Below are 10916 nucleotides of genomic sequence, written 5' to 3' on the forward strand. Positions count from 1 at the left end.
ATATCGAGCGGTTCTACAACCCGTTCAGAAAACACTCCAAATTGGACTACCTCAGCCCGGTTCAATTCGAAGAGCGGCAGCGCTTAATGGGCTAGGCAAACCGTCCGGGAAACCGGGGGAAGCCCAATCTGACTGCGCAAGAGCTGATTGCGTCCAGCCATTGCAAGAGCAATTTCGGACGTGATGAGTCTTTGCCTTTCACTTACGAGGAGTTGCAGAACGCAGTGCATCCCGATGATCTGATGCGGATGCGCGAGGCGGTGGCTCAAACCATTGCGACTGGCAAAGACTACCGAATCGAATATCGCATCCTTCGCCCGGATGGACAATTGGCATGGGTCAGGATATTGGGGCGCCTGGAATATGACGCGGCAGGCCGCCCCTCCTACATTGCAGGCATCTCTCAAGAAATCACCCATGCCATGCTGGGCAGGCGGCGCGCTGAATTGCTGGAACTGCTGGATCGCGAGGTTTACGGACCGACCCGTGAGCCTGGTGATATCGCTTACCACGCAGCAGAGGCCCTGGGCCGCGCTCTGGATGTGAGCCGTGCAGGCTACGGACTGCTGGACCGTAACACCCAAACCATCACCATCGAGCGCGACTGGAATGCGCCGGGAATCTCCACATTGGCGGGAACCCTGAACTGCCGCGATTTCGGCAGTTACACCAAAAACCTACAGCGAGGCGACACCGTCGTGCTGGCAGATGTACGCACCGATCCACGCACTCGCGATCATGCGGATGCATTTATTGCAATCCATGCCCAGTCGCTTATCAATGTGCCGGTCGGCGAAGATGGGAATCAGGTGGCGATGCTTTACCTGCACCATGCGGCCCCGCGCCATTGGACCGCAGAGGAACTGAACCTTGTTCGTGAAGTGGCGCACAGAACCTGGCACGCAGTGGAACGCCGCCGCGCCGAGCAGAATTTGCACGCCCTTGCAAACTCGCTTGAACAACAAGTGCAAGAGAGAACCACGGCGTTGATGAAGTCGGAAGCCGCGCTGCGGCAGTCCCAGAAGATGGAGGCGGTCGGCCAATTGACGGGTGGCTTGGCACATGATTTCAATAATCTTCTGGGAGCCATTTCAGGCAGTCTGGAATTGCTCAAGCGGCGGTTTGGCGAGGATTCTGGGGCGATGCGTTACGTCACTGTCGGGCAGACGGCCACGAAGCGCGCGGCGGCTTTGACACACCGTCTGCTGGCATTTTCACGCCAGCAGACGCTGGAACCCAAAGTGGTGAAAGTCAACCAGTTGATCAGCGGATTCGAAGACCTGGTGCGCCGCACGATCGGCCCCCACGTCATGTTGGAAGTGAAATGCGGAATCGACGTTTGGCCCATTCATGCCGATCCAAGTCAGCTTGAAAATGCGCTCTTGAATTTGTGCATCAATGCCCGCGATGCGATGTCCGAAGGTGGCAAGCTGGTGGTCGAGACTGCCAATCGAACGCTCGATGAGCGAGCAGCCGGTGAGGAGCAGATGTCGCCTGGCCAATACGTTTGCATTTCCGTGAGCGACAACGGCACCGGCATGACTGCAGACGTAGTGGCCCGGGCATTCGATCCGTTTTTCACGACGAAGCCGATTGGCGTAGGCACGGGCCTCGGGCTTTCGATGGTCTATGGCTTTGCGCGCCAATCCGGAGGACAAGCGCGGATCCATTCCGAGATGGGCGTGGGAACAACGATCCGCATGTTTCTCCCGCGGTACGCAGGCAAGGATATCTTGGCGGAGGATGCGCTGGATCGTGCCCCCGCTATCTCCACCGTCGGCTTGGGTGAGACCATTCTCGTGGTTGATGATGAAGCTTCGGTTCGAATGTTCATGGTGGAAATGTTGCAGGAACTGGGCTACCACGTGTTGGAAGCAGAAGCCGGTTCCAGTGCAATTCAAGTGCTTCAGAACAATGCGTCCATCGCACTGCTGGTCACCGATGTTGGTCTTCCTGGAGGTATGAATGGAAGGCAGCTGGCGGATGCTGCCCGCAAGATCCATCCTTCCATGCGGGTTCTGTTTGTGACTGGCTATGCCGAAAATGCCGTTCTCAGCCACGGCCAACTTCCGTCAGGGATGCAGGTGTTGACGAAACCTTTTCAGTTGGAAGTGTTTGGTCTGAAGATTCAGTCCTTGATGAATTCCACGACGAATGTGCACGCCGATCCTGCATTTTGATCACGGAACAACCGACGTCATGGACGGACGTCCATCGTCAATGTCGATTGGGTAATGCTTCGCTCATCCGTTCACGACGCGTTCCAGATCGGATGAGAGGGTTTGGAGAGGCTTGATCGCGCCTTCCGGGACCTGTAGGACAACAACGGTAAACGAGCATCGGCGAGTCCCGGTGGCGCAGGCGCGGGCTAGCATGGCCCGAAGAAAACGCCTATGACCATGCCCCCTGAGACCTCGCCTCCTTCCGTTTCGCCCACCCCTTCGGCGCCCGTCCCCCCCCGGCGGCGGTCGCGGCTGCCCCTTGCCGCGGTGGCGGGGCTGCTCGTCGTGCTGCTGCTGTTGCTGGCCTTCGTGGCGTGGTTCGACTGGAACCGGGCCAAGCCCTGGATCAACCAGCAGGTCAGCGAGGCCACCGGCCGGCGCTTTGCCATCGAGGGTGATCTGACTGCCCATTGGCAGTGGCCGCAGCCCGTGGAGACCGGCTGGCGCCGCTGGGTGCCGGGCGTCACGGTGCAGGCGGACCGTCTGGTGATGGACAACCGGGCGGACTTCGGCCACTTCGGGGCCCTGGATGTGCAGACGGACGACGCCTCCACCGCCACGGTGCAGGCGCGTGCCGACAAGGCGGCCGCATCGGCCACGCCCTCGGCATCCACCGCATCGGCGCCTTCCGCACCCGCCCAGACTGCACCGGCCGACAGCACGGCTTCCGTGCCCGCTAACGGCCAGCCCATGGCCACCCTCGGCAGCGTGAGCGCATCGCTCAGGCTGCTGCCACTGCTGTCTCGCCATGTGGCCATCGACACGCTGGTACTCACCGTGCCCGACGTGGCGCTGGCCCGCAAGGCTGACGGCAGCAACAACTGGACCTTCGACCGCCCCGCCAAGGACGGCGGGCCGGCGAAGCCCAATCCCTGGAGCGTGAGCGTGGGACGGCTCGTGGTGCGCGATGGCCAGCTGGCCTATGCCGATGCCGTGAAAGACCTGGCCTTCACCGCCAAGCTCGGGACCATCGACACGCCCGCCGGACAGTCGCCCGGCCCGTACGGCGTGCGCTTCGAGGTGCGGGGCCGCTACGCCAAGGCCCGCATCCAGGGCCGTGGCGAAGGCGGGCACGTGATGGACCTGCGCGAAAAGGTCGTGGACTACCCGCTGCGGTTCAAGGCGAAGGCCGGCACGGTGGAAGCCGAGGTGGAAGGCATCCTGTCCAACCCGGCCGCGCTGTCGGGCATGGACCTGAAGGTGATGCTCAAGGCCGAGAGCATGGCCGACCTGTACGACCTCACCGGCCTGGTGCTGCCGAACACGCCGCCGTTTCGCACGAGCGGCCGGCTGGTGGGCAGCCTGGAGCCGGACAACGCGGTGTGGGAGTACCGCGATTTCGACGGCACCGTGGGAGGCAGCGACCTGCACGGCAGCCTGACCTACACGTCGGCCAAGCCACGCCCGCGCCTCAAGGGCACGATGACCTCCAGGAAGCTGCGCCTGGCCGACCTGGGGCCCGTGCTGGGCGCGCCGACGGGCGAAGGCAAGGCGGAAAAAGGCACCTCCAAGCGCCCCGGCAAGGTGCTGCCCGACGTGGCGTTCGCCACCGACCGCTGGAATGCAATGGACCTGGACCTGACCTTCAGCGGCCAGCAGATCGTGCGCGACGAGAGCCTGCCGATCGAAAACCTGCGCGTGCATGCGGTGATGGACAACGCCCTGCTCACCCTCTCGCCCCTGCAGTTCGGCGTGGCGCAAGGCAAGATCGATTCCACCGTGGTGCTGGACAGCCGCACGAAGCCGCTCAAGGCCCAGTTGCGCGGCAGCGTGGAAGGGCTGCGGCTGTCGGGCCTGTTCCCCAAGGTCGAACTGATGGAAAAGAGCTTCGGCCGGCTCGACGGCGCTGTGGCCTTGAACGGCAGCGGCCAGTCGGTGGCCAGCATGCTGGGCAGCGCCAGCGGCGAAACCCGCCTGTACATCCGCGATGGCCGTTTCAGCAAGCAGATGCTGGACCTGGCCGCGCTCAACGTGGGCAGCGTGGTGGTGGCCAAGCTCTTCGGCGACGACAAGGAAGTGCAGCTGCGCTGCGCCGTGGCCGACTTTGCGGTGAAGGACGGCATCGCACAGACCCGCTCGGTGAAGCTGAGCACCAACGAGGCCACGGTGGAAGCCACCGGCACCGCCGACCTGGGCCGCGAGCACCTCGATCTGCGCATCAAGCCCGAATCGCTGCAGTGGAAGTTCTTCTCCCTGCGCACACCGCTGTATGTGAAGGGCCCGTTCGCCGATCCCAAGGTGGGCCTGGAAGCCGGCCCGCTGCTGCTGCGCGCGGGCGCCGCCGTGGCGGCCGCCGTGGTCGCGCCGGTGGCGCTGGCGCTGGCACCCATCACGGTGCCTGCGGCGGACGACGACGAGAACTGCGCGGTGCTGCTGGCCCGCGCCGGGGACAAGGTGCAGGGCGGCGCCGCGGGGGCAGCCCCGAAGCCGCCGGTCTCCACGCCGGCCAAGGCGCGCTGAGGCAAACATCGATTGCTATATTTTTAATAGCAAATCCCCCTAGAAGAATATGCGCTGGAAGCCTTTTGGGCTTTGAGCGCAGTTCTGGTGAGTGGACTGCGACAGCGGACATGGCGGCCTTCCCGGCCACCCCATCCATGTGCCGGCATGCCGGATGCCCATGCCCTCAGTGGAAATCCCGGCTGCCATCGAGCGCCTGGGCCAATCGCCCGAGCAGTGGCGTCATGTCCTTGCAGCGCTGGGCCACGAGGTGGCACACCGCTCCGCCCTGCCCGGCCGGCACGCCCGGCGGCAGCGGGCTGGCCTGCCAAAGCCCCTCCACGGCCAGCAGGCGCGAGCGCAACAGCGCATTGCGCCAGGTCTCCACGAGCGACGGCCAGACGATGACGTTGACCGGCCCGGTCTCGTCCTCCAGCGTGATGAACATGGTGCCGTTGGCCGATCCCGGCCGCTGGCGCACGGTGACGATGCCGCAGGCGCGCACGCGGCGGCCGTTGGGCATGTCGCGCAGCGCGAGGGCGGTCAGCAGCCGCCAACGCTCCAGCCGGCCGCGCAGCAGCGCCAGCGGATGGCGGCGCAGCGTGAGGCCCGTGGCCGCGTAGTCGAACAGGATCTCCTCGCCTTCGGGCGCCTCGGGCAGGGCCAGGGGTGCCTCGTTCACCGCCGCGTCCTGCAGCAAGGCCGGCGCGCGCCATTGCGCCGCGGCGTCCCAGGCCTGCTGGCGCCGGTGGCCCGACAGGGAGCGCAGCGCATCGGCCGCGGCCAATGCCTGCAGCGCGGGCCGGTCCAGCCGGGCGCGCAGGGCCAGGTCTTCGGTGCCGGCGAACGCCTGGACCGCGCGCGCCGCGACCAGCCGCTCGGCCGCGCCCTTCGCCAGCCCGGCCACCAGCCGCAGGCCCATGCGCACGGCCGGCTGCGGGTCGGCCACGCCGCGCACGGGCTGGGGCTCGCCCTCCAGGGCCGCGTCCCAGTCGCTGTGCACCGCATCGATGGGCAGCACGCGCACGCCGTGGCGCACGGCGTCCTGCACCAGTTGCGAGGGCGTGTAGAAACCCATGGGCTGCGAATTGAGCAGCGCCGCCAGAAAGCATGCGGGCTCGTGGCACTTGAACCAGCTGCTCGCGTAGGCCAGCAAGGCAAAGCTGTAGGCATGGCTTTCGGGGAAGCCGTATTCGCCGAAGCCTTCGATCTGCCGGAAGATGCGCCGGGCGAAATCTTCGCTGTAGCCGTTGTCCGCCATGCCCTTCATGAAAGGCCCTTCGAAGCGGTGCACGCCGCCAGTGCGCTTCCATGCGGCCATGGAGCGGCGCAGGTCGTCGGCCATGCCCGCCGTGAAGCCGGCGGCGATGATGGCGATCTGCATGACCTGCTCCTGGAAGATGGGCACACCCAGGGTGCGCTCCAGCGCCGGACGCAGGCTTTCGTGCTCCATGGGGGGCTTCTGGCCAGGCACCCTGCGCTCCCGGGCCTGCAGGTACGGGTGCACCATGCCGCCCTGGATCGGCCCCGGCCGCACGATGGCCACCTCGACCACCAGGTCGTACAGCTCGCGCGGGCGCAGGCGCGGCAGCATGCTCATCTGCGCCCGGCTTTCGATCTGGAACACGCCCACGGTGTCGGCCGCGCAGATCATGTCGTAGGTGGCGCCGTCCTCGCGCGGGATGCCGGCCAGGTCCCAGTGCTCGCCACGCAGCACGGCGCGCAGGTCGAGGGCGCGGCGCAGCGCGCTCAGCATGCCCAGGGCGAGCACGTCCACCTTCATGAGGTGCATGTCGTCCAGGTCGTCCTTGTCCCATTGGATGATGGAGCGGCCGTCCATGCTGGCGGGCTCCACGGGCACCAGCCGCGTGAGCTTGCCCTCGGTGAGCACGAAGCCGCCGACGTGCTGGCTCAGGTGGCGCGGAAAGCCCTTCAGATCGCGCGCCAGCTTGAGCCACAGTTCGGCGACGTGCGGCGCCAGCGGCTCGTCCACGGCCTCGGCCAGTTCCTGCAGGCGTTCGGTGGCGATGGCCTCGTCGAACCAGTGGTGGTCCTTGGCGAAGGCATCGATGAGCGCGGGCGCCACGCCCAGGGCCTTGCCCACGTCGCGCAGCGCGCTGCGCGTGCGGTAGCTGATGACCACGGCCGCGATGGCCGCCCGCTCGCGGCCGTACTTGTCGTAGATGTACTGGATGACCTCTTCGCGCCGGTCGTGCTCGAAGTCCACGTCGATGTCGGGCGGCTCGTCGCGCTCCTTGCTGATGAAGCGCTCGAACAGCAGCCGCGTCTTGGTCGGATCGACCGCCGTGACCCCGAGGCAGAAGCACACCGCCGAATTGGCGGCGGAGCCCCGCCCCTGGCACAGGATGCCCCGGCTGCGGGCGTAGCGCACGATGTCGTGCACGGTGAGGAAGTACATCTCGTAGCGGCAGTGCGCGATGAGGTCGAGTTCCTTGGCGATCTGCGTGCGCACGGCCTCGGGCACGCCCGTCGGATAGCGGGCCTGGGCGCCCTGCTCGGTGTACCAGGCCAGGGCTTCGCCCGGGGTCATGCCGGGTGGCACGGTTTCCTTCGGGTACCGGTAGCGGATCTCGTCGAGGCTGAAGGCGCAGCGCGCCGCCACGGCGAGCGTGGCGGCCAGCAGCGCAGGCGGGTAGATGGCGGCCAGCCGCATGCGCGCGCGCAGGTGCCGCTCGGCGTTGGGCTGCAGCGCGAAGCCGCATTCGGCCACGGGCCGCCCCAGGCGCACGGCGGTGACCACGTCCTGCAGGCGCTTGCGGCCACGCACGTGCATGTGCACGTCGCCCGCCGCCACCAGCGGCAGGCCGAGCGCCTGCCCCACCTGCTCCAGCGTGGTCAGCCACAGGCTGTCGTCGGGGGCCAGGGGTTGCTCCACGGCCAGCCAGGGGGCGATGCCCCACGGGTTCAATTGGGCCAATGCCTTAGAAAAACATGCCTCGATAGCTATTAAATCAGTAGCATCCAGGCAATCGCGGCGTGGTGCCAGCAGCACTTCGCAGCCGCGCAGCATCGCGAAGTCGGTGCCGGCGTGCAGGCGGTATTCGCCCTTGGGGGCTGCTTGGCGCGCGGCGGTGATGAACTCGCACAGGTTGCCCCAGCCCTCGGCGTCGCGCGCCAGCGCCACCAGGCGCAGATCGCCCCAGGCGAACTCGCTGCCCACGATGAGTTTCAGGCCGAGCCGCTTGGCCACGGTGTGCGCCCGCACCACGCCGGCCACCGAGCATTCGTCGGTGATCGCCAGCGCCGCGTAGCCCAGCTCCGCCGCGCGCTGCACCAGTTCGGCGGGATGCGAGGCGCCGCGCTGGAAGCTGAAGTTGGTAAGGCAATGCAGCTCGGCATAGTCCGGCAGGGCATGCGCGGGCCGGGTCGGTGGCCCACCCGGGGATGGGAAGGCGGTGACGCCGCTCATCCGAACACCCCGTGCAGGAACCACTCGTGCCGGCCCGCTTCACGCGTCCCCGCCCATTGCCGAAAGATCCACACCGTGCCCACGGTGTCGTTGTGGGCCACGAAATAGTCGCGCCGCTCCAGGTGCTGCGAGGCGTCCCACCAGCCGCCATCGAAGCGGTGGGGACCGGCCAGCAGGCGCAGCGGGCCGTGCCACAGCGGGCGGCTGCCCTGCAGGGCCAGGCGCTGGGGCGGGCGCAGCAACCAGCCGGGCCACAGCGCGGCATCGGCGGCCACGGCGGCGGGCCGGGGATCGCGGTGGTCGGCAGTGCTGGCGCTGCTGCCAGCACTCCCTGCGCCGCCGTCGCGGCGGGCCGATCCCGTGGCACGGCCATCGTCCGCCCTGCCCGCCCCCGCCGTGGTCGCGGCACCCCCTCCAGAGCGTGCCCGGGGGGAGCGCGTGCCGGCGGGCCCCGGCACCGGTGCGGCCTGGCCCGCGGCCGGCTCCCAGCGCAGCATGCATTCCGGCCGATGGTCCGCCTGCAGCACGGCCACCTGCACCTGCTGCGCCCCGAGCCGGGCCGAGACCCGCTCCACCCACTGGTGCCAGGGCTCGCCCTGCGCGCGCCGTGCGTCTTCGGGGCTGGGCGGCAGGAGGCTGGCACTGGCCTCGGCCCAGGGACGGGTTTCTGTGCCGCTCAGGGTGATCCGGTTCACCGGCGCGGCCAGGCGCTGGCGGCCCAGGTGCTCGGCGAGCAGGCGGCGCAGATGGGCCAGGTCCTGCGTGGGCTCGGCCGTGCGCACCGTCAGGCTTTGCTGGGCCGGCAGGTCCACGCCGTCGATGCGGCGCAGGTCGTGGCGCCAGGCCAGCTCCAGCGCCAGCACGCCCTGCTGGCGCGCCTGCAGCCAGCCGTGCAGCACCCCGAGCAGCCGGTTGGCGGACCACAGCAAGGTGCCGGCCGATTCGGCCAGCGCGGGCAGCTCGGCCGACAGCGAAAAGCGCTCGGGCAGCTCGATCCAGGGCAAGGGATGGGGCACGTCGCCAAAGGCCTGGTCCAGCGCCCGCAGCGCATCGGCCCCGAACCGGCGCGCCACGCCCGCCCGCGGCAAGGCCCGCAGCGCGCCGAGCGTGCGGCAGCCCATGCGCTCCAGGCTGGCGGCGTGCGGGCGCAGGGCCGCCAGGGTGCGCAGGGGCAGGTCGTGCGGCAACCGGCGCGGCGGGCGATGCGCGGGGTCGGCCTGGGCCAGCCGCAGCAGGGCCAGGGCTTCGAAGGCCGTGGCGCCTTGGGCCAGTGCCGGGTCGCCGCCGGAGGGCTGCGGCAGGCGACCGGCGGCCTTGTCCCTGTCTTTTTCTGCTCCTTGCCCTGGTCCGGGCCGCTCGGGCTCTGGCGCCTTCTGCGCTGCAGCGGTCCCTGCCGTTTCGGCATGCCCGCAGAACCCCGGCCGGTGCTGCCGGATCAGCGAAAGCAGCCGGGCCCGGCCGCCCCAGAGGCGCTCGGTGCTGGCCACCTCCAGCAGCAGGGCTTCGTCGAGCAGCGCCACCCGGGGCGTGAAGCGCAGCGCCCACCAGCCCGCCGAGGCGGCCGGGGCGCCGGGCGGCAGCTCATCCAGCGACGAAGGCACGGCGATCCAGTGCATGGACCCGCTCCTGGTGTACCGCCACCCCCTGTGACGCACCGGGCACCGGCCGCTGCGCAGCCGGCGTGGAGGCATCGCCCGGAAACCGGCGCGCCTTCAACGCCCGCATCGCCGCCAGCACGGCGGACAGCGCGGACGCATGCGCGCAGACCGGCACCGGCTGCATCAACGGCGGCCCGCGCCGCTTGAGAACATGCACCTGAAGCACGCCGGGCACCCTGCCCCCGTCCGGCCATCCCGGGACTTGCGCCGGAGCCGGCAGCTCCGGCGCGCGCCCCAGCGCTGGCGAACCTTCGGCCCCCTGAATCCCCTGGATCGCTGGAACGCCCTGCACCACCCACAGCCGCAGCGGCGCGGGCGAGGCTTGCCGGCGAAGGTCCTGCGGGCGGAACACCCAGAGCAGCGCCGCCTGCTGGGCCGCGGCCAGCTGCAGGCGGCGCAGCGCTTCGGGCGGCGCCTGGGGCAGCCAGGCCAGCACGGCCAGCACGTCGCGGCAGCGCAGGGCCTGCTCGCTGGCCCAGGCGGCCGACTGGTCGTGCCGCGAAGGCAGGGGGCGCACGCGGCACAGCCGGTCGGCCGGCAGGCCCGCGGCCTGCAGCGCGGGAGCGAAGGGTTCGGCGGGCGGTGCCACCAGCACCACCTGCCCGCCCCGCTGCGCCGCCGCCCGGGCCAGCGCCGGCAGCACCAGAGGCCACTCGGCCCCGCCCTGCGGCGGCTGCAGCACCTCGGTCATGGCCCCCAGCGGCCATCCGCCACCGGGCAGCGCCGCATCCAGCAGCGCATGGCCCGAAGGCTGCACGCGCCCCTGCTGCGCCGTCAGTACATCGCCCTGCCACACACCGGGCAGTTCCAGGCGGGCAGCGCTTTCCCTGCGGGCGGCGGCGTCCGGCGGGAGAGAGGCAAGGGCAAGGCGGGACATGGGATGGGCATCGAAGACTGTTTAAATATACAGTATTAGAATCCGTTGCGGCCCAGCGCATCCGCAGATACCGCCCCATGAAAAAAGCCTGCGGGCATGCAGGCCGGCAGGCTTTGGCGGGTTCAGCCCCGGGCACCAGGGCGGCGGCCGGGACAGAGAAACCTTGACCCGTCCTGGAATAGGTTGACACCTATGCGGGACTGAACCCTAGCCGTAATTGGCTTGCAAGAGACGCCCGGTGCACCGCATCGGGCGTTTTGTATTCTAGGGACAGGTGGGGCCGCTGCTCG

Annotated in this window: 5 protein-coding genes; 2 read left to right on the top strand and 3 right to left on the bottom strand. The window is 68.7% G+C overall.

Annotated elements, in window-relative coordinates; all coding sequences use genetic code 11:
• The first annotated feature begins 191 nt into the window (after window positions 1-191).
• A complete protein-coding gene (locus AVMA1855_RS25915; protein ID WP_284427913.1) occupies window positions 192-2180 on the top strand; it encodes an ATP-binding protein in 1989 nt (662 codons plus the stop codon).
• A gap of 213 nt (window positions 2181-2393) precedes the next feature.
• Window positions 2394-4682 (top strand): AsmA family protein, encoded by a 2289-nt coding sequence (locus AVMA1855_RS25920; protein WP_502870385.1) that lies wholly within the window; start codon window positions 2394-2396, stop codon window positions 4680-4682.
• A 166-nt stretch (window positions 4683-4848) separates the two neighbouring features.
• On the opposite strand, the gene AVMA1855_RS25925 is transcribed toward AVMA1855_RS25920, so the two are convergent.
• The 3 genes from AVMA1855_RS25925 to imuA are packed head-to-tail and all read right to left on the bottom strand — an operon-like array spanning window position 4849 to window position 10626.
• The gene (locus AVMA1855_RS25925; protein ID WP_284427914.1) at window positions 4849-8091 is read right to left on the bottom strand and encodes an error-prone DNA polymerase; all 3243 of its coding nucleotides are present in this window, start codon (window positions 8089-8091) and stop codon (window positions 4849-4851) included.
• Window positions 8088-9707: a DNA polymerase Y subunit UmuC family protein gene (locus AVMA1855_RS25930; RefSeq protein WP_284427915.1), complete on the bottom strand. Its 1620-nt coding sequence runs from the start codon at window positions 9705-9707 to the stop codon at window positions 8088-8090. Before AVMA1855_RS25930 ends, AVMA1855_RS25925 begins: the two co-directional genes overlap by 4 nt.
• Entirely contained in the window at window positions 9673-10626 is a 954-nt protein-coding gene (gene imuA / locus AVMA1855_RS25935) for a translesion DNA synthesis-associated protein ImuA (RefSeq protein WP_284427916.1), read from the bottom strand. Before imuA ends, AVMA1855_RS25930 begins: the two co-directional genes overlap by 35 nt.
• Window positions 10627-10916: the final 290 nt, after the last annotated feature.

The organism is Acidovorax sp. SUPP1855, assembly GCF_030158955.1.
In the GTDB taxonomy this organism is placed as follows: domain Bacteria; phylum Pseudomonadota; class Gammaproteobacteria; order Burkholderiales; family Burkholderiaceae_C; genus Paracidovorax.